Annotated in this window: 23 protein-coding genes and 1 riboswitch; of the genes, 11 read left to right on the top strand and 12 right to left on the bottom strand. The window is 72.7% G+C overall.

Annotated elements, in window-relative coordinates:
• The first annotated feature begins 440 nt into the window (after positions 1-440).
• Together ACRB68_RS14120 and ACRB68_RS14115 are read left to right on the top strand one after the other, a co-directional pair.
• Positions 441-1682 (top strand): helix-turn-helix domain-containing protein, encoded by a 1242-nt coding sequence (locus ACRB68_RS14120; RefSeq protein WP_328594190.1) that lies wholly within the window; start codon positions 441-443, stop codon positions 1680-1682.
• A gap of 134 nt (positions 1683-1816) precedes the next feature.
• Positions 1817-2986, top strand: coding sequence for a PucR family transcriptional regulator (locus tag ACRB68_RS14115; protein ID WP_153532944.1), 1170 nt, complete (start codon positions 1817-1819; stop codon positions 2984-2986).
• Here the strand turns inward: ACRB68_RS14115 and ACRB68_RS14110 are convergent.
• A complete protein-coding gene (locus ACRB68_RS14110; RefSeq protein WP_194293313.1) occupies positions 2983-3729 on the bottom strand; it encodes a TetR/AcrR family transcriptional regulator in 747 nt (248 codons plus the stop codon). The genes ACRB68_RS14115 and ACRB68_RS14110 overlap by 4 nt on opposite strands.
• A 188-nt stretch (positions 3730-3917) precedes the next feature.
• Here ACRB68_RS14110 and ACRB68_RS14105 point away from each other — a divergent pair, with 188 nt between their 5' ends.
• Together ACRB68_RS14105 and ACRB68_RS14100 are read left to right on the top strand one after the other, a co-directional pair.
• Positions 3918-5516: an AMP-binding protein gene (locus ACRB68_RS14105; RefSeq protein ID WP_153532942.1), complete on the top strand. Its 1599-nt coding sequence runs from the start codon at positions 3918-3920 to the stop codon at positions 5514-5516.
• A gap of 74 nt (positions 5517-5590) precedes the next feature.
• Complete coding sequence (locus tag ACRB68_RS14100; RefSeq protein ID WP_153532941.1) at positions 5591-5947, top strand: hypothetical protein; 357 nt, start codon at positions 5591-5593, stop codon at positions 5945-5947.
• Between the two features lie 43 nt (positions 5948-5990).
• On the opposite strand, the gene ACRB68_RS14095 is transcribed toward ACRB68_RS14100, so the two are convergent.
• On the bottom strand, positions 5991-6587 hold the full coding sequence (locus ACRB68_RS14095; RefSeq protein ID WP_153532940.1) for a TetR/AcrR family transcriptional regulator: 597 nt from the start codon (positions 6585-6587) through the stop codon (positions 5991-5993).
• Between the two features lie 62 nt (positions 6588-6649).
• Between ACRB68_RS14095 and ACRB68_RS14090 the strand changes: the two genes are divergently transcribed.
• A complete protein-coding gene (locus ACRB68_RS14090; RefSeq protein WP_153532939.1) occupies positions 6650-7837 on the top strand; it encodes a cytochrome P450 family protein in 1188 nt (395 codons plus the stop codon).
• Here the strand turns inward: ACRB68_RS14090 and ACRB68_RS14085 are convergent, their stop codons facing one another.
• Positions 7838-8233 carry an ATP-binding protein gene (locus tag ACRB68_RS14085; RefSeq protein ID WP_328594188.1) on the bottom strand — a complete coding sequence of 132 codons (396 nt, stop codon included), beginning with the start codon at positions 8231-8233 and terminating at the stop codon, positions 7838-7840.
• A 537-nt stretch (positions 8234-8770) separates the two neighbouring features.
• Here ACRB68_RS14085 and ACRB68_RS14080 point away from each other — a divergent pair.
• A complete protein-coding gene (locus tag ACRB68_RS14080; protein ID WP_153532938.1) occupies positions 8771-9745 on the top strand; it encodes a hypothetical protein in 975 nt (324 codons plus the stop codon).
• Positions 9746-9751: 6 nt separating this feature from the next.
• Here the strand turns inward: ACRB68_RS14080 and ACRB68_RS14075 are convergent, their stop codons facing one another.
• Positions 9752-10369 carry a hypothetical protein gene (locus ACRB68_RS14075; RefSeq protein ID WP_153532937.1) on the bottom strand — a complete coding sequence of 206 codons (618 nt, stop codon included), beginning with the start codon at positions 10367-10369 and terminating at the stop codon, positions 9752-9754.
• Between the two features lie 164 nt (positions 10370-10533).
• Here ACRB68_RS14075 and ACRB68_RS14070 point away from each other — a divergent pair, with 164 nt between their 5' ends.
• Complete coding sequence (locus ACRB68_RS14070; protein WP_153532936.1) at positions 10534-11685, top strand: FAD-dependent monooxygenase; 1152 nt, start codon at positions 10534-10536, stop codon at positions 11683-11685.
• Between the two features lie 6 nt (positions 11686-11691).
• Here ACRB68_RS14070 and cobN read toward each other — a convergent pair whose 3' ends face one another.
• The 3 genes from cobN to ACRB68_RS14055 all read right to left on the bottom strand — a co-directional run bounded on the left by cobN (position 11692) and on the right by ACRB68_RS14055 (position 16729).
• Positions 11692-15258: a cobaltochelatase subunit CobN gene (gene cobN / locus ACRB68_RS14065; RefSeq protein ID WP_328594187.1), complete on the bottom strand. Its 3567-nt coding sequence runs from the start codon at positions 15256-15258 to the stop codon at positions 11692-11694.
• A gap of 24 nt (positions 15259-15282) precedes the next feature.
• Positions 15283-15450, bottom strand: a riboswitch (cobalamin riboswitch).
• A complete protein-coding gene (locus ACRB68_RS14060) occupies positions 15443-16003 on the bottom strand; it encodes a YdeI/OmpD-associated family protein (protein ID WP_328594185.1) in 561 nt (186 codons plus the stop codon). Its footprint overlaps the riboswitch before it by 8 nt.
• A gap of 75 nt (positions 16004-16078) precedes the next feature.
• Positions 16079-16729, bottom strand: coding sequence for a dienelactone hydrolase family protein (locus ACRB68_RS14055; protein WP_153532934.1), 651 nt, complete (start codon positions 16727-16729; stop codon positions 16079-16081).
• A 230-nt stretch (positions 16730-16959) separates the two neighbouring features.
• Here ACRB68_RS14055 and ACRB68_RS14050 point away from each other — a divergent pair, with 230 nt between their 5' ends.
• Positions 16960-17502: a dihydrofolate reductase family protein gene (locus tag ACRB68_RS14050; protein ID WP_153532933.1), complete on the top strand. Its 543-nt coding sequence runs from the start codon at positions 16960-16962 to the stop codon at positions 17500-17502.
• Between the two features lie 22 nt (positions 17503-17524).
• Here the strand turns inward: ACRB68_RS14050 and ACRB68_RS14045 are convergent, their stop codons facing one another.
• The gene (locus ACRB68_RS14045; RefSeq protein ID WP_153532932.1) at positions 17525-18211 is read right to left on the bottom strand and encodes a histidine phosphatase family protein; all 687 of its coding nucleotides are present in this window, start codon (positions 18209-18211) and stop codon (positions 17525-17527) included.
• Between the two features lie 521 nt (positions 18212-18732).
• Here ACRB68_RS14045 and ACRB68_RS14040 point away from each other — a divergent pair.
• Together ACRB68_RS14040 and ACRB68_RS14035 are read left to right on the top strand one after the other, a co-directional pair.
• The gene (locus tag ACRB68_RS14040; protein WP_153532931.1) at positions 18733-19341 is read left to right on the top strand and encodes an RNA polymerase sigma factor; all 609 of its coding nucleotides are present in this window, start codon (positions 18733-18735) and stop codon (positions 19339-19341) included.
• Positions 19338-20432: a CU044_5270 family protein gene (locus ACRB68_RS14035; RefSeq protein ID WP_153532930.1), complete on the top strand. Its 1095-nt coding sequence runs from the start codon at positions 19338-19340 to the stop codon at positions 20430-20432. The genes ACRB68_RS14040 and ACRB68_RS14035 overlap by 4 nt, the downstream gene beginning before the upstream one ends.
• A 506-nt stretch (positions 20433-20938) precedes the next feature.
• Here ACRB68_RS14035 and ACRB68_RS14025 read toward each other — a convergent pair.
• Genes ACRB68_RS14025 through ACRB68_RS14015 form a run of 3 tightly spaced genes read right to left on the bottom strand, consistent with a single transcriptional unit; the run spans position 20939 to position 22642 of the window.
• Entirely contained in the window at positions 20939-21295 is a 357-nt protein-coding gene (locus ACRB68_RS14025) for a histidine phosphatase family protein (RefSeq protein ID WP_153532929.1), read from the bottom strand.
• Between the two features lie 7 nt (positions 21296-21302).
• Positions 21303-22175 (bottom strand): phosphotransferase family protein, encoded by an 873-nt coding sequence (locus ACRB68_RS14020; protein ID WP_194293312.1) that lies wholly within the window; start codon positions 22173-22175, stop codon positions 21303-21305.
• Positions 22172-22642, bottom strand: coding sequence for a glycine-rich domain-containing protein (locus ACRB68_RS14015; protein WP_207709690.1), 471 nt, complete (start codon positions 22640-22642; stop codon positions 22172-22174). The genes ACRB68_RS14020 and ACRB68_RS14015 overlap by 4 nt, the downstream gene beginning before the upstream one ends.
• 259 nt (positions 22643-22901) lie before the next feature.
• Here ACRB68_RS14015 and ACRB68_RS14010 point away from each other — a divergent pair, with 259 nt between their 5' ends.
• Entirely contained in the window at positions 22902-23645 is a 744-nt protein-coding gene (locus ACRB68_RS14010; protein WP_207709689.1) for a DUF6879 family protein, read from the top strand.
• Here the strand turns inward: ACRB68_RS14010 and ACRB68_RS14005 are convergent.
• A complete protein-coding gene (locus ACRB68_RS14005) occupies positions 23630-24505 on the bottom strand; it encodes a helix-turn-helix domain-containing protein (protein WP_153532927.1) in 876 nt (291 codons plus the stop codon). The genes ACRB68_RS14010 and ACRB68_RS14005 overlap by 16 nt on opposite strands.
• Between the last annotated feature and the right edge of the window lie 25 nt (positions 24506-24530).

The raw sequence follows: 24530 nt of genomic DNA, 5'->3' as shown, positions 1-24530 counted from the left end.
CGAGTACGCCGGGGCGATCTTCAAGGAAAGGCGGCGGGCGGTTTTCGATCTCTGCCGCTGATAGGCCGGCCGCTGCCTGGTCCGCCGGAGACGCCGCAGCTCACGGGTGACTCTCGTCACATCGACCGCCTGCCGGGCCTCGTGCGGCCTGCGCGGCGGACCGCATCCGGCGGCGTCAATGAACTGCCGTGACACTACGGAATGAAACGGATCCGTCACCCTGGCGGACGCAGGCACCCGTTCGCCGGAAGGCGGGCGGGTGTCGGCGTTTTTTCGGTCGTGGGAGGTTTACGGCGCTTTTTGTCAGTGACCGCCTGGTCTTGTCAGCGAGATGGAGACTGACGGCCCAAAGGTATTCCCCTCAGCACAATCGGCCGGGCCCCTGTTACGTGATCCTTGTCTACGTTGCAGATCACGCCTTATTTGGGGGGAGTGTCGAAGTGACCACGACGCCTTTGGACGCCCGGCCGTTCGCCGCCATTCCCGACTGGGTGGGCACCCGGCTGCGCGGAGCGATCGGCACCGTGGCGGACGAGCTGCTGCACGAGATGCTGGACGACGGGCGGACGGCGCCCGGCGTCGACGCGGGCGACCTGCGCGCGGCGATCGAGACCGGCCTCGGGCACTTCTGCGACCTGCTGGAGGACCCCGGCACCGGCTGGGACCGGGTCGCCACCTTCTACCGCGCCATCGGCCGGCGGATGGCGCGCGACGGCCGCGACCCGGCCGAGACCCACCAGGCGCTGCGCCGGTCGACGCTCGCGGCCTGGCGCGGCATCACCGCCTTCAGCGATCTGCTGGAGAAGGGAGAGGGGACGCAGGCCCCCTCCGCCACGAACCTGCTGAGCCTGCTGGTCGAGGCGCAGTTCAGCTATCTGGACGCGGTGACGTCCGTGGTCACCGCCGGCTACCAGGCCGAGGCGCGCGACGCCGTCGAGACGGCGCGGCTGCGCCGGGCCCGGCTGCTCGCGCTGCTCCTGGCCGACCCGCCCGCCGACCCGCGCGTCATCGGCGCGCTGGCGCGGCAGGCGCGGTGGCCGCTGCCGCGCACGGTCGCGGCGGTCGCGGTGCGGCGGCGGCGCGGGAGCGCGGCGCGGCTGCCCGTCCCCGATGATCTGCTCGTCGACTTCGGGCGGCCCGAGCCGCACATGCTGCTGCCCGATCCCGACGGCCGCGCCGCGCTGCTGGAGCCGCTCACCGAGGACTGGGTCGTCGCCATGGGACCGGCCGTCCCGCTGGTCCGCGCGTGCGAGTCGCTGCGCTGGGCGCGCGACACCCTGACGCTCGCGCAGCGCGGCGCCATCCCCGACGCCGGCGTGGTGCGCAGCGCCGAGAACCTGCCCGCGCTGGTGGTGTTCCGGGCCGGGGAGCTGATCGCCGACGCCGCCGTCACCCGGCTCGCGCCGCTGCGCGGCCTGGCGCCCGCGCAGCGCGACCGGCTGACCAGGACGCTGCTGGCGCTGCTGGAGAACAACTTCAACGCGGCGCGGGCGAGCAAGCGGCTGCGCGTGCACCCGCAGACCGTCCGGTACCGGCTGCGGCAGCTGGAGGGCCTGTTCGGCGACGACCTGCGCGATCCGCGCCGCTGCCTGGAGATGGAGCTGATCCTGCACGCCCGGCACGGGGCGAACGGCGACCGGATGACCGACGATGCCGAGGTACTGGGACAGCGCGTTCCGTAAGGCGGTTATCAACCTTGGTTGCGATCCGCCGGGAAAGGTGTGCGCTTCATTGACAATCAAGGGCGGCGGCGGTTGCGGCATTCTTGTGAGACCCGGGGTTTCACAGTGGTCCGCTGGCACAGGGGAGCCGTCCGATGACACGTCCTGAGCTCGACACCCGGCCCTTCGCGGCGATCCCGCGCGACCTGGTCGCGCGGATGCGCCCGTGGGTCGGCGCCGCGGCCGACGACCTGCTCGCCGACCTGGTCACCGAACCGGACGAGGCGGATGCGGTGCAGTTGCGCACCGGCATCGTGGAGGGGCTGAAGCACTTCTACGACCTGCTGGAGGACCCGGCCCGGGCGTGGCCGCGCATCGCCGAGCTGTACCGTGAGGTCGGCCGGGAGATGGCGATCCGGGGCCGCGACCTGGAGGAGATGCACCGGGCGATGCGCCGCGCGGCGCGCGCGACGTGGCGCACCCTCACCGCGCTCGCCGAGACCCTGGAGGTCGACCGGCGCACGCTCGGCCTGATCGCCGACGCCCAGTTCGCCTACATGGACGCCGTCGCCGCCGAGGTCGGGCACGGCTACGAGACCGAGGCGGCCGGCAGCGAGGAGGCGGTGCACCGGCACCGGGTCCGGCTGCTGCGCACGCTGCTCGGCGACGGCGACGCCGCCGAGGTCGCGGCCGCCGCCAAGGACGCCGGCTGGCCGGTGCCGCGCACCGTCGCGGCCGTCGCGCTGCACCCGCGCGAGGACGCCGGCGTCCGCCCGCCCGCGCTGCCCCGCGAGGTGCTGGTCGACTTCGCCCGCGCCGAGCCGTGCCTGCTGCTGCCCGATCCCGAGGGGCCCGGCCGGGACCGGCTGCTGGAGTCGCTGCTGCGCGAGTGGACCGTCGTGGTCGGCCCGACCGTGCCGGTCGGGCGCGCCGCCGAGTCGCTGCGCTGGGCCCGGGAGGCGCTGGCGCTGGCCCGCCGCGGCCGGATCGGCGACGAGGAGGTGATCCGCACCATGGACCATGTCCCGACGCTGGTCATCTTCATGGCCGAGGACCTCATCGAGCACGCCGCCGACTCCCGGCTGGCGCCGCTGCGCGGCCTGTCGCCGGTGCAGGCCGACCGGCTGGCCGAGACGCTGCTGTCGCTGCTGGAGAACAACTTCAACGCGACCGAGGCGGGCAACCGGCTGCACGTCCACCCGCAGACGGTCCGGTACCGGCTGCGGCACCTGGAGGAGCTGTTCGGCGACGACCTGCAGGATCCGCGCCGCTGCCTGGAGCTGGAGATGATCCTGCGCGCCCGCCGGGAGGTGCCGGCCGGCTAGCCGTGCCCGAGGAAGCGGGCGAGGTTGGTCAGCTCGCGCCCGCCGACCCGGTGGCCGATGAGCCGCACCAGCGTCCCGAACGAGGAGTCGGCCGGCTCCTGGTGCGCCAGCCACGCCAGCCGCTCGGCGGCGCCGGGGTCCAGGGCGGCGGCGCCGACGAGCATGCCGGCCAGGTGTGCGGCCAGCAGCCGCTCCAGCTCGGCGCGCTCGGGCCGGCCGGTGCGCGCCCACTCGGCGCTCGCCCACTCCACCCCGGTGATCCACGCCTGCACGGTGCCGCGCAGCACCGGTGAGGCCTCCTCCGCGCCGAGCGTGGCCAGCGTCAGCGCGCAGGCCCGGTCGCGGACCTCCTGCAGCACGGTCTGCGCGGCCTCGGCGGCGTGCGCGGCGCCCGAGCCGAGCACGCCGCCCCAGCCGCCGGCGTTCTCGGCGACGAAGTCGAAGTAGATCCCCAGGCGGGCCCGCAGCAGCAGGGACGGCGGCCCGTCGGTGACCCGGTGCATGCGCTCGAGCAGCTCGTCGCCGACGCGGCGCGCGACGGCCCCGTACAGCTCCTGGCGGCCGTCGAAGAAGCGGTAGACCGACGAGCGGGACGTGCCCGCGGCGGCGGCGACGTCGTCGATCGTCACCTCGTGCTCGGGGCGGGCGCCGAACATCGCCGCGGCCGCGCTGATGATCTCCTCGCGCCGGCGCCCGGAGGGGAGCCGGCGGAATCGCCGCCGCCCGGTCTGCGCGCCCGTCATGCCCGTCACCCTAACGCCGCCGCGCCGCATTTCAATACGGCGGTGTTTCCGGCGCAAAAGCGGAAGATATCGGGCAATTGTGAGATGCCTGATAAATAACGCCCCAAAGCCCTGGGTGCGCGGTGAAGTGCCGGAGCCGCACCACCCCATAGCGTCGCGGAAACGACCAAGCGGGACGGTGACGGATCATGATCGGACCAGCGCGGATCGGCGACCGGACACGGACGGTCGCCCGCACGGGTGGCATGTTCGCGCGCAGCGGGCTGTGGCGCCCCGGCCCGCCGGCCCGGGTGGCCCGCCAGCTCGGCGCGCTGCGCCGCTGGGGCACCCTGCTCGGCGGCACCTGGGCCTCGGCGGCGGCCCGCGACCCCGGCCGTGTCGCGATCATCGACGACGAGGGCGCGCTGACCTACGCCGAGGTCGACCGGCGCACCGACCGGCTCGCCCTCGCGCTCGGCCGCTACGGCGAGCCGTCGCGGATCGCGGTGCTGTGCCGCAACCACCGCTGGATGATCGAGACGCTCGTCGCCTGCAGCAAGCGCGGCGCCGACCTGGTCCTGCTCAACACCGGGATGAGCGCCGAGCAGCTGCTGGCGGTGCTGGAGCGCCAGCACGTCGAGGTCGTGATCGCCGACCCCGAGTTCGCCGACTTCCTGGAGGCGGTGCCGGAGAAGGTGCGCGTCATCACCTCCGGCGCCCAGCTGGAGTCGGTGATCGCCGGGGCGCCGGACGCCACCGTCGTCCCGCCCGCGCTGGCCGGCCGCACCATCATGCTGAGCTCGGGCACCACCGGTACGCCGAAGGGCGCCGACCGGCACTCCAAGCCCGGCCTGACCCCGCTCGCCTCGATCCTGTCGCGCATCCCGTTCCGGGTGCACGAGCGGGTCATGATCGAGGCGCCCCTGTTCCACACCTGGGGCTACGCGATGCTGCAGACGGCGATCTCGCTGCGCGCCACGATCGTGCTGCAGCGCAAGTTCGATCCCGAGGGCACCGTCCGCGCGCTGCGCACGCACGGCTGCACCGCGCTGGTCGCCGTGCCGGTGATGCTGCAGCGCGTGATGGAGCTGCCGCCGGCGGCCCGGCCGCGCCCGGTGGACCTGCGGATCACCGCGGTCAGCGGCTCGGCGCTGCCCGGCGCGCTCGCCACCGCGTTCATGGACGCGTTCGGGGACGTGCTGTACAACCTGTACGGGTCGACGGAGGCGTCCTGGGTCACCATCGCCACCCCCGAGGACCTGCGCGTCAGCCCCGACACCGCGGGCACGCCCCCGCCGGGCACCCGGGTGGCGATCCTGGACGCCGACGGCGAGCCGGTCCCGGTGGGCACCACCGGCCGCATCTTCGCCGCCAACGACCTGCTGTTCGCCGGCTACACCAACGGCGGCACCAAGGAGATGCTCGACGGCATGATGAGCCTCGGCGACCTCGGCCACCTGGACGCGGCGGGCCGGCTCTTCGTGGACGGCCGCGACGACGACATGGTGGTGTCGGGCGGCGAGAACATCTTCCCCGGCGCGGTCGAGGAGGTCCTGCTGCGGATGCCCGAGGTGCGCGAGGCGGTCGTGGTCGGCGTGCCCGACGAGGAGTTCGGGCAGCGGCTGGCGGCGCACCTGGTGCTGGAGCCGGGGACGAAGCTGGAGGCCGACGAGGTGCGCGCGCACGTGCGCGACCACCTGGCCCGCTTCGCCGTCCCGCGCGACGTGCACTTCGCCGAGTCGCTGCCCCGCAACGCCACCGGCAAGATCATGCGGCGGCTGCTGCCGACCGAGCCGCCGACCGTATGATCCTCGCACCCCCCGGCGCGGCCGCCCCGGCGATCCCGCCGGGCCGCGGCGCGCCACGCCCTCTGGGAAGTGCGATGACCGATTCCGTCCGGCTCCACCTGAACGGCACCCCCGACCAGGCCGTCCAGCTGCTCGAGCAGACCCTTCAGCCCGAAGGCTTCCGGTTCACCTGGGAGGCGCCGGGCGTGGGACTGGCCGAGAAGGGCACCCGCACCAAGGCGATGCTGCTCGGCGTCCTCGCCACGCACTACAAGTACAAGGTGCAGGTGTACTCCGCTCCGGAGGGCACCGCGCTGATCGAGCTCCACCTGGGCAACTCCGGCTTCTCCGGCGGGATGGTCGGTGTCGCCAAGGTGCGCAAGAAGCTCGACGCCGTGCAGAACTTGCTGACGGCGGCCCTGCAGTCGCGGGGCCTGCTGATCGGCGCCTGACCAACCGGTCCCTCCCCGCGCCGGGGGAGGGGCCGGTTGTTTTTTACGCCAGGCCCTTGAGCAGGGCGTGCACGATGCCGATGGCGGATTCGCGCGCCTCGGCCCGGTCGTCGGCCTCCGCGACCGCCTGCGAGAGCTCGGTCAGCGCGCCGTGGAGCACGGCGGTGAGCAGCTCGGTCGGGCGCTCCCGCAGCACGCCGTGCTCGGTGAGGGTCCGCACGAAGTAGGCGAGCAGCGAGCGCAGGTGGGCGCGGTCGAGCTCCTGCCAGCGCGCGTGGCCGAGCGCGACCGGCCCCTCGACGAGGACGATCCGCCGGTAGGCGGGGTCGGCGCAGGCGTCCAGGCAGCCCTCCAGGCCGGCGATGATCTGCCGGTCCGCCGGGCCTGAGGCGGCGGCCATGGCGCGCCCGACGCGGTGCGCGGTCTCCTCCTGCACCTCCTCGAAGACGGCCTCGAACAGGCCCTGCTTGCCGTCGAAGTGGTGGTAGAGCGCGCCGCGGCTGAGCCCGGCGGCCCGGACGAGCTCCTCGGCCGACACCGACGCGTAGCCGCGCTCCAGGAAGTGGTGCCGGCCGGTCTCCAGCAGCGCGCGGCGGGTGGTCTCGGCGTAGATCTCCCGGCGGGGCTTGACGGCGTCCATGCATCAGGAATATCACATACATGTTGTATGCGAGATACGAGCTGTATGGACGGAGCCCGCCGATGACACCCGACGCCGACGCCTTCTTCGCCGACCCCTACGCCTTTTACGCGAGCTGGCGCGAGGCGGGCGGCGCGTACCGCGTCACCCTGCCCGGCGGCCTCGCGGGCTGGGTGGTCACCGGCCACGCCGAGGCCAGGGCCGCGCTCGCCGACCCGCGCCTGCGCAAGGACGGCGCGAACCAGCGCTACCTGCGCCGGCTCGGCGCGGAGATGCCCGCCCCCGGCGGCGGGCTGTCCGCGCACATGCTCAACTCCGACCCGCCCGACCACACCCGGCTGCGCAAGCTGGTGCAGAAGGGGTTCACCGCCCGCCGGGTGCAGCAGCTGCGCCCCCGCGTCGAGGAGATCGCCACCGCGCTGCTGGACGAGATGGACGGGCGCGACGAGGCCGACCTCGTCGAGTCCTACGCGCTGCCGCTCCCGATGACGGTCATCTGCGAGCTGCTCGGCGTCCCGCTCGCCGACCGGGCGCACTTCGAGTCGCGCAGCCGGAAGATGCTCGCGGGCGAGGGCTCGCGCGAGGAGTTCTTCGCCGCGCTCAAGGAGTCCGCCGACTACCTGAAGGGACTGGTGGCGGCCAAGCGCGCCGAGCCCGCGGGCGACCTGCTGTCGGCCCTGGTGCAGGCCCGCGACGACGGCGACGCCCTGTCCGAGCAGGAGGTCATCGCGATGGTGTTCCTGCTGATGGTCGCCGGCCACGAGACCACCGTGAACCTGATCGCGGGCGGCGTGCAGGCGCTGCTGCGCCACCCCGATCAGCTGGCGGCGCTGCGCGCCGACCCCGCGCTGCTGCCCGGCGCGATCGAGGAGTTCCTGCGCTACGAGAGCCCCGTCAACATCGCCACCCTGCGCTACACCGGCGAGCCCGTGACGATCGGCGGCACCGAGATCCCCGAGGGCGAGTTCGTGCACGTCGCCCTGCCCGGCGCGAACCGCGACCCCGCGGTGTTCGCCGAACCGGACCGGCTGGACATCACCCGCGCGGACGCCGCGGCCCACCTGGCGTTCGGCCACGGCGTCCACCACTGCCTGGGCGCCCCGCTGGCCCGGCTGGAGGCCGAGGTCGCCTTCACCCTGCTGCTCGCGCGCTTCCCGGGCCTGCGGGAGGCCGAGCCGGGCACAGAGCCCGCCTGGCAGCCCAACGTCCGCTTCCGCGGGCTGACCGCCCTGCCGGTGCGGCTGCGCTGACTAAGGCCCGGGCGCCTCGACGGTGAACCACAGGTGGGTCTCCTCGGGGGACTGCTCCAGCCCCCACTCCGCCGCCAGCGCGTCGATGACGGCGAGCCCCCGGCCGTGGTCGATGCGGTGGCCGGCCGAGGTGTCGCGCGGCGCGGGGCCCTCGTCGCGCACCTCCACCCGGACGCGCCGGTCGTCGCCCCGCACCGTGATCCGGATCAGCCCGCTGCCGTGCAGCACCGCGTTGGCGATGGCCTCGGCGGTCATCAGCTCGACGTCGTCCAGCGTCTCCTCGGCGGTGACGACCTTGGCGGCGCGGTCCCGGACGGTGCGGCGGGCCGCCTGCCCGGCGCGCCGGTCGCCCGCCACCAGCAGCGGGTCGCCGATCGGGTCCATCGCGGCGGTCACGGCCGGACGGCCGGCGCGGCCGGCGCGGTGGCGCGGCGGGAGCGGCCCGGGCGGGCGGCCGGGGCGGGGTCTGGCTGGCCGAGAGTCACTTGATCACCACACTGAGATCGGGAACGCAGCGCAATCATCTCCCTGCGCTGCGTGATCGGGCAACGAACTGTGCAGGCCGGTCTTGACCTTTTGTGGACGGGGCGGCGGCCCCCGCCGGCGCGGGCGAGGGTGGTGCCGGGCCGGGATCGCTCCAAGATAGGCCGAAACGAGGCCCCGTGTGCCCAACCTGGACCAGATGGCGTGCTGGCGCGGCCCGGGTGGAAGTGGCGTCCCGCAGATTACCCGTCGCGCACCGAACGCCATACTGTCCGAAATGCAAAAGCGGCGCGCGCGATGTTCACTCCGGTGCGCAAGATCCGCCCTGGCGGGCTGCTACTCAGTCCGACCCACAGATCGGCGACATTATCCGTAGTTGGCGGCGATTTCCTATGCGTCCCATTATGCGAACATCCGATTCACAGCTCCTTCCCACCCCGGGGGTGTGCCGTGAACGCCGTGATCCTCGCCTGCTGTGCGCAACTGCTGTTCTTCGCCGCCTATGTCATGTTCAAGTCGGCCGCCGCGCGGATGCGGCCGCTGACCGGCCGCCGCCCGCTGATCGCCGTGGGGAGCATCCTGCACGAGCGCCGCTGGCTGCTCGGCCTCGTGGTGCTGATGGCGGGTTTCGCGATGGCCGACCTCGCCCTGCTCACGCTGCCGATCGCGTCCGCGCTCCCGGCGTACTCGGGCACGCTGCCGCTCCTGCTCATGCTCGGCATCTGGCGGTTCGGGGACCGGCTGACCCGCCGCGAGGCCGCCGCCCTGCTGCTCACCGTCGCCGCGATGGTGCTCGCCGCGCTGTCGGTGCTGCTGGTCCCCGAGGGGCCGCTCACCGTCACCGGCCGGCCCGCCGACCCGGCCGTGCCGCCGCTGTGGAAGATGGCGGCGGTGGTGGTGCCCTCGCTGCTGATCCCGGTGTGGATGTTCGCCGCCCGCGACCGGCTGGTGCCCGCCCGGCACGCGCGGCGGCTGACCGGCGTCGCCTACGGGATCGGCGCGGGCGCCATGCTCGGCACCTCGGAGGTGTTCGGCCTCGGCCTGGCGCTGCGGATCCGCGGCGGGCACGCCCGCGAGCTGCTCACCGGCCCGCTGCCGCCGCTCTTCCTGGTCTCGGGGCTGCTCGGCATCGGGCTGCTGTCGATCGGCCTGCAGCGCTGCCGGCTGACGGTCCTGGTCACCGTCCTCACCGTCACCGCCAAGATCCACCTGCTGCTGTCGGCGACGCTGCTGTACGGGGAGCCGTGGCCGCGCGACCCGGTCGTGTTCGGGCTGCGCGCCGGGGCGGTGCTGGTCGCGGTGCTGGCGGTGCTGGTGTTCCCGCGCTACGAGCGCAAGACCCGAAAGCCCAAGCCGCCCGCGTCCGCCGCGCCGGACGCCGCCTACGTCGGCCGCCGCCGCCGCAACGCCGTCAGCTCGGTCTGACCCGCCCTAGTCCGGCCGGCCCGCCGCCTCCCGCCACAGCCGGAGCAGCCGGCCGGGCCAGAACCGGCCCGGCACGATCATCGTGGCGTCGGTGCCGGGGTGGACGAGCAGCGGGAACGTCCCGGCGGCCAGCGTCCCGCCGGGCAGGTGCCGCCGGGCGACCAGCACCGTCGTGGCGAAGACGGGCAGGCTGCCGACGAGCACGCGCGGCAGCGGCGTCCGCGTCGCGGCGGGCGCCCGGCCGGCGAGCATCTCGGCGAGGCCGCGCAGCCCGGGGTCCGGCTGCTCGGTGCCGCGCACCGCGAACAGCCGCGCGGCGATCTCCTGGAGCTCGCCCGGCATGTCGTCGAACGCCGGGTCGGTGCTGTAGACGACCACGGCGGGCAGGTCGCGCCGGCCCGGCTCCAGCAGCGCCGTGGGCGCCTGCACCACGCACCCCCACACCGCGCGGCCCTCGGCGAGCAGCAGGTCCTGGTGCCGCAGCACCTCGCGCAGCGCCGCGTCGCGGGTCAGCCGCAGCCAGAGCGGCACGCCGGTGCGCAGGCCGCGGCCGCCGAGCGCGCGGGGCGGTTCGCCGAGCGCGGCCCGGCAGCCCTCGATGATCTCGCGCCCTGCCTCCGTCATGATCGCGACGATAGCCGCAAAGCGGGTGAGGTGCGGTCAAGGGGCCGGGTCAGGACGGGCCGCGCACCGGCCCGCGCACCGCGGCGGTGCGCGGGCCGTCAGCAGGCGGTCAGCGCCCCCGGCGAACCTCGGGTCATCGAGAACGACCCGATAGGAGCACGGCCATGAAGAACACCCGCATCCTGATCTCCGGTGGCAGCGTCGGCGGCCCGGCCCTCGCGCACTGGCTCGTCCGCTACGGCTTCGAGGTCGCCGTCGTGGAGATCACCCCGGCGCTGCGGCGCGGCGGCCAGGCCGTCGACGTGCGCGGTCCCGCCCTGGACGTCGCCGCCCGGATGGGGGTGCTGAAGCAGATCGGCGATGCCCGCGTCCAGATGACCGGCATGTCGATGGTCGACGGCGACGGCAACGAGCTCTACCGCAGCGAGGAGCACACCGTCACCGGCGGCGACCTGGCGAGCCCCGACATCGAGATCCTGCGCGACGACCTGTCGCAGATCCTCGCCGACTCGGCCGGCGACGGCGTCGAGTGGCTGTTCGGCGACTCCATCACCGCGCTGGAGGAGACCGCCGGCGGCGTCCAGGTCACCTTCCGCAGCGGCACCGTCCGCGAGTTCGACCTCGTCGTCGGCGCCGACGGCCTGCACTCCAACACCCGCCGCCTCGCCTTCGGCCCCGAGCAGGACTACATCCGCCACCTCGGCACCTACCTGGCGGTGTGGGCCGCGCCCAACTACCTCGGCCTGGACCGCTGGCAGATGTTCCACCAGATGCCCGGCGGGTCGTGGGGCGGCGGCGTCATGACCGTCCGCGGCAACACCGAGCTGCGCGCCTACTTCGGGTTCGAGTCCCCCGAGCCGCTCGACTACGACTACCGCGACCAGGACGCGCAGAAGCAGATCATGCTGGAGCGGTTCGCCGGCGTCGGCTGGGAGCTGCCCCGCCTGCTGGAGTACATGAAGGCCGCGGGCGACTTCCACTTCGACGCGATGGCGCAGATCCACATGGACTCCTGGTCCACGGGACGCGTCGTGCTGCTCGGCGACGCCGGCTACTGCGGCTCCCCGCTGTCGGGGCAGGGCACCAGCATGGCCATGGTCGGCGCGTACGTCCTGGCGGGCGAGCTGAAGGCCGCCGGCGGCGACCACGAGAAGGCGTTCGCCGCCTACGAGTCCGAGCTGCGCGGCTACGTCACCGCCAACCAGGAGCTCGCGCTCACCAACAAGGCCCGGGTGGAGGCGCAGCAGAGCGGCGAGACCGTCGACTTCCAGGACTTCGGCGACATTGTGGGCGGCTACGCCGTCAAGGAGTACTGAGCGCTCCTAGGCATCGTCCTCCAGGTCGCCCTCGACCTGGAGGTACAGCTGCTTCAGCGCCTCCAGCGTGCCCGGCTCGGGGTGCTCCCACATGTTGCGGTCGGCGGCCTCCAGCAGCCGCTCGGTGATGCCGTGCAGCGCCCACGGGTTGGACTCGTTGAAGAACCGCTGGTTCTCGGGGTCCAGCGCGTAGGTCCGCGCGAGCTGCTCGTACATCCAGTCGGCGACGACCCCGGCGGTCGCGTCGTAGCCGAACAGGTAGTCGACCGTCGCGGCCAGCTCGAACGCGCCCTTGTAGCCGTGCCGGCGCATCGCCGCGAGCCAGCGCGGGTTGACCACCCGGGCCCGGAACACCCGCGAGGTCTCCTCGTTCAGGGTGCGGGTGCGCACCGCGTCGGGCCGGGTGCTGTCGCCGATGTAGGCCTTGGGGGCCTGCCCGGTCAGCGCCCGCACCGTCGCGATCATGCCGCCGTGGTACTGGAAGTAGTCGTCGGAGTCGGCGATGTCGTGCTCGCGGGTGTCGGTGTTCTTGGCCGCCACGCTGATCCGCCGGTAGGCGTTCTCCATGTCGCCGCGCGCCGGGACGCCGTCCAGGTCGCGGCCGTAGGCGTAGCCGCCCCACACCGCGTACACCTCGGCCAGGTCGGAGTCGTCGCGCCAGTTGCGGCTGTCGATCAGCGGCAGGATGCCCGCCCCGTAGGCGCCCGGCCGCGACCCGAACACCCGCATCGTGGCGCGGCGCTCGTCGCCGTGGCTCGCCCGGTCGGCCTGTACGTGGGCGCGGACGAAGTTGTCGTCGTCGCCCTCCTCCTGCGCGGCGGCGAGCCGGACGGCGTCGTCGAGCATCGCCACCACGTGCGGGAACGCGTCGCGGAAGAAGCCGCTGATGCGGATCGTCACGTCGATGCGGGGGCGGCCGAGCTCGGCGAGCGGGATCGGCTCCAGGCCGGTGACGCGGCGCGAGGCGTCGTCCCAGACGGGCCGGACGCCGAGCAGCGCCAGCACCTCGGCGACGTCGTCGCCGGACGTGCGCATCGCGCTGGTGCCCCACACCGACAACCCGACCGAGCGCGGCCACGCGCCGGTGTCGTCGCGGTAGCGGGCCAGCAGCGAGTCGGCCATCGCGCGGCCGGTCTCCCACGCCAGCCGCGACGGCACGGCCTTGGGGTCGACGGAGTAGAAGTTGCGCCCGGTCGGCAGCACGTTGATCAGGCCGCGCAGCGGGGAGCCGCTCGGGCCGGCCGGGACGTACCCGCCGTCCAGGGCGTGCAGCACCATGCCGATCTCGTCGGTGGTCCTCGCCAGCCGGGGGACGACCTCGGTGGCGGCGAACCGCAGCACGTCCGCGACGGCGCCTTCGGCGATCTCGTCGGCCGCCTCGGGCGCCCAGCCGCGCTCCTCCATGGCCAGCACCAGGGCCCGCGCCTGCTCCTCGAACGCGTCGACCTCGTTGCGGTCCCGGCTCTCCTCGTCCAGGCCGAGCGCTTCGCGCAGGCCCGGCAGGGACACCGAGCCGCCCCACATCTGCCGCGCGCGCAGCATCGCCAGCACCAGGTCGGCGCGGTTCCCGCCCTCCGGCGGCGTGCCGAGGACGTGCAGGCCGTCGCGGATCTGGACGTCCTTGACCTCGCACAGCCAGCCGTCGACGTGCAGCAGGAAGTCGTCGAACTCGGCGTCGTGCGGGCGGTCGTCCAGGCCGAGGTCGTGGTCCAGGCGGGCGGCCTGGATCAGCGTCCAGATCTGCGCCCGGATCGCGGGCAGCTTCGCCGGGTCGAGCGCGGCGATGTTGGCGTGCTCGTCCAGCAGCTGCTCCAGCCGGGCGATGTCGCCGTAGGAGTCGGCGCGCGCCATCGGCGGGATCAGGTGGTCGACCAGGGTGGCGTGCGCGCGGCGCTTGGCCTGCGTGCCCTCGCCCGGGTCGTTCACCAGGAAGGGGTAGATCAGCGGCAGGTCGCCGAGGGCGGCGTCGGGGCCGCAGCCCGCCGACATCCCGGCCGCCTTGCCCGGCAGCCACTCCAGGTTGCCGTGCTTGCCGACGTGCACGACCGCGTGCGCGCCGAACTCGCCGTCCAGCCACCGGTAGGCGGCCAGGTAGTGGTGGCTCGGCGGCAGGTCGGGGTCGTGGTAGATCGCGACGGGGTTCTCACCGAAGCCGCGCGGCGGCTGGACCATCACCACGACGTTGCCCGACCGCAGCGCGGCCAGGACGATCTCGCCTTCGGGATCCTGCGAGTCGTCGACGAACAGGCCGCCGGGCGGCGGCCCCCAGTGCCGCTCGATGCCCTCGCGCAGGTCCGCGGGCAGCGTGGCGTACCAGGTCTTGTACTTCGCCGCCGGGATGCGGACGGGGTTGCCGGTGAGCTGCTCCTCGGTGAGCCAGTCGGCGTCCTGGCCGCCCGCCGCGATCAGGGCGTGCATGAGGGCGTCGCCCTCTTCGGGCAGCTCGCCGCCGATCTCGTACCCGGCGTCGCGCATCGCGGCGAGCAGCTTCACCACGCTCGCCGGGGTGTCCAGGCCGACCGCGTTGCCGATGCGTGCGTGCTTGGTCGGGTAGGCCGAGAGCATCAGTGCGATGCGCCGCTCACTCGCGGGGACGTGCCTGAGCAGGCCGTGCCGCACCGCGATCCCGGCGACGCGCGCCGCCCGCTCGGGGTCGGCGGCGTAGACGCTGAGGCCGTCCTCGTCGATCTGCTTGAACGAGAACGGGACGGTGATCAGCCGGCCGTCGAACTCGGGCACCGCGACCTGGGTGGCGGTGTCGAGCGGGGACAGACCGTCGTCGTTCTCCTCCCACGCCGACCGCTCGCTGGTGAGGCAGAGGCCTTGCAGGATCGGGACGTCCAGTTCGGCGAGGGCGCCGACGTCCCACGCCTCGTCGTCGCCGCCCGCGCCGGCCAGCGCGGGCTTGGTGCCGCCCGCCGCGAGGACGGTCACCACCAGCGCGTCGGCCTGCCCGAGGGTCTCCAGCAACCCGGCGTCGGCGGTGCGCAGCGACGCGCAGAAGACCGGCAGCGCGCGCCCGCCCTTGTCCTCGATCGCCTGGCAGAGCGCCTCGACGAACGCGGTGTTCCCGGCCAGGTGATGCGCCCGGTAGTAAAGGACACCGATCACAGGGCCGTCGCCCGCGCGCGCTTCGCGCTCCAGCAGACCCCACGTGGGGGTGGCTGCGGGGGCACTGAAACCGAACCCCGTTAGCAGCACGGTGTCACTCAGGAAGTTGAACAGCTCCCGCAGGTTCGCCGGGCCGCCATGCGCCAAGTAGGCGTGCGCCTCGGCGCTGACACCGGCGGGCACGGTGGACAGCTCCATCAGCTCGGCGTCGGGCTGCTGCTCACCGCTGAGGACGACGACGGGACGCGGCCCGGCCAGCAGCGCGTCCAGGCCCTCCTCCCAGGCGCGGCGCCCACCGAGCAGCCGGACCACAATGAGGTCGGCGCCGTCCACCAGAGCAGGAAGCTCGTCCAGGGAGACGCGCGCAGGGTTGGCAAGCCGGAAGTCGGCCCCGCTAGCGCGCGCGCTGAGCAGGTCGGTGTCCGAAGTGGACAGCAGGAGAATCACGCTGGTCGTCCTCACCCGGGGTGTCCTCGCCCCGTGTAGCAGGGATTACGGCGACCAGGGAGTCTCCTGGCTTCCGGATCGGCACTCGCCCCGGCCTTCCCGCTCGCGCAGTGGCCTTGCTGGGGTCCGCTCCCCGGTGACAGTGGCGGGACCGCGCCGGATTCGCACCGGCTTCCTCCACTTGGTCGCGATCCACACCCTACAGAGGGTCGGCCTCCAAGGCGGCGATCGCCTTCCGGAGCCGCGCGGCGCGGCTCTCGGGCGTCCGCGCCTTGTGCAGGGGCAGGACCAGCAGGTAGCGGTCGGTCTTGCCGAGCGCCTCGAAGGCCGCGCGGGCCCGCTCGCTGCGCTCCAGCGCCTCGGCGAGGTCGGGCGGGACGGTGGCGTTGCGCTGCGCCTCGTACGCGCCCGCCCAGCGCCCGTCCGCCTTGGCCGCCTCGATCTCCGCGAAGCCGGCGGGCCGCATCCGCCCGGCCGCGATGAGCGCCTCGGCCTTGGCCACGTTCACCTGCGACCAGGGACTGCGCGGGCCGCGGGGCGAGTACCGCTGCAGGTAGTAGGTGTCATCGCAGCGCTTGCGCTGGCTGTCGATCCAGCCGTGGCAGAGCGCGACGTCCAGGGCCTCCGGCAGCGTCACGGTGGTCGCGCCGGACCCCTTCTTGGCGATCTTCAGCCAGACGCCGGACCGCGCGCCGTGGTGCTCGGCCAGCCACGCCTCCCACGCTCCGGCGTCGGCGAGGACGAGGATCGGCTCGGTCACGGGTCACCTCACATCGCACGGAAGGCCCATGATCGCACCTTCCACCGCGAAATGATCATTTGTCCGGCCGCCCGATCAGTGCGACAGATGGCGCAGGAACCAGTCCGCGGCGAGCGCGGTGACCTTCTCCAGGGCTCCGGGCTCCTCGAACAGATGGCTCGCCCCCGGGACCACCTGAAGGTCGTGGACGGCGGCCAGCCGCTGCCCGGCCTGCCTGTTCAGCTCCAGCACCTGCGGGTCGCCGCCGCCGACGATCAGCCGCACCGGCGCGCGCACGAGCTCCAGCGCCGGCCCCGCCAGATCGGGCCGCCCGCCCCGCGACACCACCGCCGTGATCTCGCCGGGGCGCTCGGCCGCCGCCGCCAGCGCCCCGGCCGCCCCGGTGCTCGCCCCGAACAGGCCGATCGGCAGACCGGAGGTATGCGGGGCGGACTCCAGCCCCTCCTTCAACCGGTCGACGGCGCCGACCAGCCGCCGCGTCAGCAACCCGATGTCGAACCGCAGCCCGGCGTCCCGCCGCTCCTCGCCCTCGGTCAGCAGATCCACCAGCAGCGTGCCGAACCCGGCGCCGTGCAGCCCGGCCGCGACGGCGCGGTTGCGCGGGCTGTGCCGCGAACTGCCGCTCCCGTGCGCGAACAGGACCATGCCGGCGGGCTCGTCCGGCAGGGCGACGTCGCCCTCCAGCGCCGCATCACCGAGCTCGATCGTGACACCGGTGGTGTCCATGGCCAAGCACCTTCCTCCGCACCCGTGATGACGGGTCCGTTCCCCCGGGAGCCCCTCCCCAAGCCCAGGTCACCGGCCGCCTCGGGGAACGGGCACGCCCACGGGCGAACGGGCGCTCTTTCGCGCCGCGGAACGCGATGAGTTCCGGGAAGCCCGGCGGTCTGAGCGTGCGAGTGATCGACTATGGGGCGCGAGCAGCTCGCGTCACCACCCCTGGAAGGAAGCAGCGCATGGCTTCACTGGTCCTGAAGATGTCGGTCTCGCTCGACGGCTACGTCGCACCGCCTGACGGGAGCGGCGACTGGATCGCCGCGGGAGGCTCCGACGACGCCATGGGCTGGCTCGTCGAGACCCTGGGCAAGGCCGGCGCGCACCTCATGGGCGCCGCCTCCTACGAGGCGATGGCCGCCTACTACCCCAGCAGCACCGCGCCGTTCGCCAAGCCGATGAACGACATCCCCAAGGTCGTGTTCTCGAACTCGCTCACCTCCGCCGACTGGGCCGAGACGACGATCGTCGCCGGGGACCTCACCGAGGCCGTCACCCGGCTCAAGAACGAGCCCCGCGACGGCTACCTGCTCGCCCACGGCGGAGCGCGGTTCGCCCGGTCGCTGGTCGGGACCGGCCTGATCGACGAGTACCACCTCCTCGTCCACCCGGTCGTCCTCGGCGGGGGCGAGCCGCTCTTCCCCGCGCCGCTCACCCTCCAGCCGATCAGCACCACCGCCTTCACCGGCGGAGCCGTCGCCCACGTCTTCACGGCACACCCCTGACAAGCCCGGTTCGCAGGCGGTGTCAGGTGAGCGCGGAGCCGGCCGGGGCGTCCAGATGGCCGGTGTCGTTGTAACGGCGGACGGCCCAGTTGCCGTCGAGGACGACGAGCTCGGAGATCGAGGCGTTGTCCGCGCCCAGGAAGGCCATGGGGCGGGAGCCGCTGGCCAGCGCCAGCGCCTGCGCGATGATGCCGCCGTGGGTGAAGACGGCGACGCGCGCACCGGCATGCTTCGCCGCGATGCGGTCGAGGGCGGCGCGGACGCGGGCGGCCAGCGACTCGTTCGACTCGGCCCCGGGGATGGCGTCCCAGCGCTCTTCGGCCCACATCCGCTGTGCCTCGGGGACGTTCTCCGCGACCATCCTGCGGAACGCGCCGCCTTCCCATTCGCCCAGATGGACTTCGCGCAGGTCGTCCTCCACGCTCGGCTCGACGCCCAAGGCCAGCGCCAGGGGAGCGGCGGACTGGTGGGTGCGGCGCAGGGGCGTCACGTAGATCGCATCGATCCTCTCTCCGGCGAGGCGAGCGCACACCTGCTCGGCCTGCTGCCGCCCTTCGGGCGCGAGCTCAGGATCGCCCTGGCCGTTCACCAGCGGAAACGGTGCGTCTGCCCGCGCGGGCTGGGACGCGCCGTGCCGGATCAGCAGCAGCGTCGCCGCGCCCGCCGGCGGCTGGTAGCGGGTTTGCGCGTACTCGACGGTTTCGCCCATGAACGAACCCTAAACGGCTGCGGCCCCGCCGGCCTTGATACGGCGAGCGAAGGCCCGTCGGAGTCCCGCACGTCGGCGACGGCCCCATCCCCCGGCCAAGCCGGTCACCGCATCGTCCGGAGCGGCGGACCAGCCGGGGTGCGCCGACACGGCCCAGGAATCCCGAAGCTCCGGTGAGCCGCAAGGTAGGCGCAGTTTCTGATTTACGCGCTTGTGTCTTCGTGCTCGGCACTTCGCCCGTAGGACCTCGAGGGCCGGCTGGAGCTCATCGACGTCGACCGGTTCGTGGTCCTGGACCACCGTGCCGTGGAGCATGAGGGCATCGCCCGGTTCGGCCGCCAGGCCCTCGTTGGTGCCTTGCACGATGAGTTCGCGGATGGACTCGGCCGCCGGCACTCGCGCCCGCTGCGCGTTGTCCGGTACATGCGCGGCGTAGCCATCGCCACCGTCATCTACTCGTGAAGGGGTTGGCGCCGTCCGGTTGAGAACAGGGTGAGCTGCCCCCGAGAAGAGGATCCTTCATGGATGTGAGCCACGCGTCTGACAGCGCGGCGTCCCCTCCCCAAGACGCCGCGCTGATCGCCGAGTCGTGGCACGAACCCGAACGCTTCGCCGAGATCTTCCATCGTTACTACAAGGAGATCCACGGCTATGTGACACGGCGGGTCGGCCCGGACGCCGCAGATGACATCGCCGCTGAGACGTTCCTGGCCGCGTTCCGGCAGCGGCGGCGTTTCGACCCGGATCGCGGCTCCGTACGGCCGTGGCTGTATGGGATCGCAACGAATCTGATCGGCCTGCACCGTCGCGCGGAGAAACGCTTCTACCGGGCACTGGCCAAGACGCCGACGCTGAACGCCGTAGAAAGCCACGAAGAGCGGGCTGCGGACCGCGTGAGTGCCGTAAGTACGGGCGGCGCGCTGGCCGGCGCGCTGGCCCGGCTTTCTCCCGGCGACCGGGACGTGCTGCTGCTGATCGCGCTCGCCGACCTGACGTATGAGGAGGTCGCGCAGGCCATGGGCCTGAAGTACGGCACGGTCGCCTCACGGCTGAACCGTGCCCGGCGAAAACTCCGCGAATCGCTCGGCGGAACCAACCCCACTTTGACCACCGAGGAGTCACCCGCATGAACGAGATGACCATGGTCCGTGATCTGCTGAAAGAGCCGCCGCCCCCGTCACGCCATGCAGCCGCCGAGGCGCTGAACCGGCTGGAACAGGAGATGACCGGCCGCAGGCGGAGTTCGCTACGCGTCATGCCGCGGCGCCGCTGGATGATCGGATCCGGCCTCCTGGGCGCCGCGACGGCCACTGCGGTGGCCGCCGCCACCATCGGCGGCGGTGCGCCCTCCACCCGTCCCACTCCGACGCGGCCCACCGCACTGTCCGCACAGTCCATCCTGCTCAGCGCGGCGGAATCCACCACGCACGAGGCGGCGGGTCATGGCCCGTACTGGCTGACGGACGAGGTACAGGGGTGGACGACCGTGATCCACGCGCCTTCCGGGCCCTACGTCCTGGAACGCCGTCAGGGTCTTCGCCAGTGGCTCGGAACCGGCAAGCGCCCGTCCTGGCAAGCCACCCGCGACCTCGGCGCACATCCACAACGACCGGCGGACGTGGCCGCATGGCGCAGGGCAGGATCCCCCAAACGTTGGGCACTCCCGCGGCCGCTCACCTCATGGACCGCGCAACCGTCCGGGTGGAAGACCATCAAGGTGCCGGTCCGGTTGAGTTTCCCTGACGGTTCAGCGGCGCAGTTGCGGCGACTCCCGACCGACCCGGCGCAACTACGGGCGTACATCCTCAGAAAGCCACACGGTTCCGAGGGCCCGATCACGGATGCCGAACGGCTTTACGATGCCGTTTGGGACCTGTTCTCCGAGCCGGCGCCGTCCAACGTCCGTGCAGCGGCGTACCGTATGCTCGCCCAGATGCCCGGCATCCGCAGCCTTGGCAGTGTGAGCGATCCACTCGGCCGGCGGGGACACGCGGTCGCCCTGCCCAGCGGAGCACCGTCAGGCGGCCCCGCAACGGAACGCCGCCTCGTCGTGGACACCGCCACCGGCCGACTGCTGGCAGAAGAGACGGTCCTGGTCCGAGCCCGGCCGGGAGGCCCGGTATCCGACCCGCGCACACCCGTGGACCAGACCGCGCCCGCAGGCACGGTCCTGAACTACCGGGCATGGCAGCAGGCGGCCTGGGTCGCCACCGCCCCCTGAGCGCACGGCCACTGGGAGCCGACAGATATCGGCTGTCGACATCGGCTCCCAGTGGCCGCCGATCGCGATCCGAACATGACCAGACGAGGTATGGCTCTCAGAATGCGCATGCGTACCCTTCAGCCGTGCGGGACCGGTCCGAACCAGAGCTTCGCCGGCTTCCAACGGGCCGTCAGGCTGCGGTGAGGTCTGGGCGGGTCTCCATGTCCAGGTAGAAGCGTCCGTACGGGTTGATGTGGGCCGGGAGCCGGGTGTTGACATAGACGAGGGCGGACTGAGCAGATGCAGGCCGCTGTTGATCTCCCGGCGGAGCTGTTCGTCCGCGAGGTGGTCACAGGTGAAGATCGTGCGTACGACGCGGCCGAGTTCTTCCATCGCCAGGTAGACCGGCTGCTTTGGGCCGCCCTTGGTGGAGCGGCGCAGGACTTGCGGAACCGGCCAGGGCGTCGGGGGGGCGGTGACTCGTTCGACTCGGCGCCGGGGATGGCGTCCCAGGGTTCTTCGGCTCACATCCGCTGCGCCTCGGGGGCGTTCTCCGCGACCATCCTGCGGAACGCGCCGCCTTCCCATTCGCCCAGATGGACTTCGCGCAGCCCGTCCTCCACCACCGGCTCGACGCCCAGGGCCAACGCAAGCGGAGCGGCGGACTGGTGGGTGCGGCGCAGCGGCGTCACGTAGACCGCGTCGACCCTCTCTCCGGCAAGGCGAGCGCACACCTGCTCGGCCTGCTGCCGCCCTTCCGTCGCGAGCCCAGGATCGCCCTGGCCGTTCACCAGCGGAAACGGCCCGTCTGCCCGCGCGGACTGGGACGCGCCATGCCGGATCAGCAGCGTCGCCGCGCCCGCCGGCGGCCGGCCGGCCAAGGGCCGGTCAGGATATTCGGTGACGCACCCATGACCGTCCGGCGTGGGCGGCCCGGATGCGGAAGGTCCGTGCGTGATCGGGGCCGTACAGCGCCTTGTACTCGCGGAACAGCGTCCACAGCGCGGCCAAGCCGGTCACCGCATCGTCCGGGGCGGCGGACCAGTCGGGGTGCGCCGACACCAGCGCTTCGGCCTGGGCGGGGGAGTGCCCGGCCTTGATGAGGCGGGGCACCAGGAACGCCGCGTCGATCCAGGAGACGCCGATGCAGGCGAACGACCAGTCGACCAGCCGCACGCCGTGCCCGGTGACCCGGAGGTTGCCAGGGTGGGGGTCGTAGTGCAGCAGCGACGGTCCGGCCACCGACTCCGGACGGAACCCGGCGACCGCTTCGGCGTACATGGCCCAGTGCGCGGCGTCGCGCCGTTCGCCGAGCAAGGCGGCGGCCTTGTCCAGGAGCGGGCCGAGGTTGCCGGCCACCGGCGGGGCCTGCTCCCACTGGAGGACGTTGAGCCGGCCCAGCGCCTCCAAGACGCCGGGCAGATCGGGTGAGCCGGGCGACAGGTCGGCGTCCCGGCCGTCCACGTGCTCGAAGAGCAGCGAGACACAACCGTGGGAGTCGTCCGACCACAGCAGCTTGGGCGCGGGTGCGTCCTCGGGGAGCGCGCACCCGGCCTCGCGCTCGCGCCGGAACAACGTGGCGGCGGCGTTGTCGGCCGGGATCGCCTTGAAGAAGAACGACCGGCCCTCGGTGTGCAGACGGGCGGTCAGACCGGGCATCAGCCCGCCGGTGACCGGCTCGGCCTTGAGCACCCGCCCGCAGACGGCTTCGATCGCGGCCTGGTGCGGCGCGGGAACGGCGTCCCAGTGGCAGGGGATCATGCTCCCGCCGCCTTGGGGTCGTTGGCGCATCCGGCGTAGCACTGGCTGCACTTGCTGACCGGCACCCACAACGCGGTGTCCACCTCGATGCCGGCGGCCCGCATGGCGGCGACGGTCGAGCCGATCGCCTCGGCCTGATGCGGCGACTCGCCAGGGTCGGCGGGGGTGTGGTGAATGAAGCGGCCGGCCACCCGCTGACAGAAGTCGGCGTACTCGCGGGTGTGCAGGATAAAGGTGTGCCAGCCGATGTCCACGGCCTCCGAGGGCGCCAGGCCCGCACCCGGATTGAGCGCGCATGCCTTCAGGAAACCGAGCGCCTGGAGCATGACCTGCTCGGCGTGCTGTTCGGTGCAGATCTGCTCCGAGGCGATCCGGCCCGCCAGACGGGCCAGCAGCTCCGGGGAGATCAATGATCGGGGATCCGCGGTGACTCCGACCTCCATAGGTCGCTGTGCTGTGACGGTCACGGCTCCTCCATGAGCCTCGGGCGCGGCCGGTTGCCACGCTGGGTTCCCCAGAATCCGCACCACAGGGAGCTGACCTGGAGCTACGGGGCTTGGCTGAGCCCGACTCTGACCCCCTCGTCGCGCCCAGGGGAAGAAATTTGGCGGACTTTGGCCCCTGCCCGGCGGCATGACGTGGTCAGCGGACAGGTCTCTTGACGGGTGGCGTCCTCCGGGTGAGGGTCGTCCGGGAACAGCCGCCCACCGCGCGCAGGAGGTCGTCATGGACTTCGTCGGCATGGACGACGACTCACCCAAGAACCAGTGCCCGGCGGTTTTCGTCGACCCTGGCACCGGCGACGCCTACTACCAGGGCCGCCTGGTGACCGACCCCGGGACGCTCATGAAGATCGCCGAACACTCGCCCATCAGTGCGGACGAGGCCGTGGTCTGGCATCCCGCGAGTATGGGCAAGTACGTCCTGGAGGCGCTGACCGGGACCTACGAGCCCGGAAGGCAGGGCAAGGGGGAGCCGACCTTCGAGGCATTGCTGGCCGGCGCCGAACGTTCGGTGGTCCACCTGGAGGCCCGCGACACCTACGACACCACCGATCCGGCGTTCATCGAATGGCGGCGGACCGGCGACACCTCCTACGAGTGGGACGACTGGATCGAGCTGGTCGGCGGTGTCGTCGCCCGCGGCGTGCGGTTCCGGCGGCTGCGGATCGTGTCCGAGCCGGTCAGCGACTACATCCGCTGGGAGCACGCGATCAGCTACGGCAACATCCGGGCGGGGGAGGAACTGCGCTGGCTGCCGCGCCGCCTGGCCTACGACCTGATGACCCCGGTGGCCGACTACTTCATGTTCGACCAGCGCGTGATCCGCTACAACTTCACCGCGGGGGACGGGACGGGCCTGGACGTCTACGAGCACGTCACCGACCCGCGAGCGATCATCCCCGTCGTCGGCGTCTTCGAGATGTTGTGGGAGCGGGCCGTCCCGCACGCCGACTACACCCCGTCCTGACCCGCCAGACCCCGCAGCGCCCGCTCGATCAGCGCTGCGGCGGGCTTGCCGTGGACCGCCAGCGCCGACAACCGCTCCCAGGCCCGCAGGTACATCGCGATCTCCTCGGGCACCGTCACCGACAGGTATCCCGAGGTCAGCTCGACCGTCACCAGTTCGGTGTCGGTGACGTCGAACGATTCGGCCGGTGACACGTTGCGCCGGTCCGCGGACCGGGGGATGACGCCGAGCCGCACCGTGGGGAGCCGCATCACCGTCAGCAGATGCGCGAGCTGTGCACGGTGGATCTCCACGGCGAACGGCCGGTACCACAGGACGTCCTCTTCCATGACAAACCACCAGCGGGCGTCCACCCGGCGCAACACCCGCTGCCGGTCCATCCGCTCGGCGACCGCACCGGCGAGATCGTCAGCGGTCACGCCCTGCTCCACGCACACCTGGCGTAGGGCCGCCTCGGTGTAGCGCCGGGTTTGCAACAGGCCGGGAATCACCGTGTTCTGGTAGGAACGTGCGAGCCTCAACTGCTCGTATTCCTCGCGCACCGATTTCTGCGCGGCTGTCAGGCCGCCTCGGTTGAGCTGCTGGTAGGAGATCCACATACGCGCCACGGCCGCCTGCTCGGCCAGCAGCTCTTCGGTGCGCTGCCGCGAGGCACCACAGATCCGGCACCACAACCGCACATGATCGGCCGAGGCGGGCCGCATCCCCCGCTCGATCTTGGAGACGTTGCTGGAGTCCTGCCAGCCGGCCAGCTCGGCGAACCGCACACCGGAGATCCGCGCGCCTTGACGCATCCGGCGGAGCTGCTCGGCCAAGCGCTGCCGCGCGGCCTGCGCGCTGGAGGAGGAAGAGGAGGGCATCGCCCCTCCATCAAAGCGCAGCCAC

Source organism: Actinomadura macrotermitis (genome assembly GCF_009604375.1).
Lineage (GTDB): Bacteria > Actinomycetota > Actinomycetes > Streptosporangiales > Streptosporangiaceae > Spirillospora > Spirillospora macrotermitis.
This window is presented reverse-complemented; position numbering and strand designations above follow the sequence as displayed.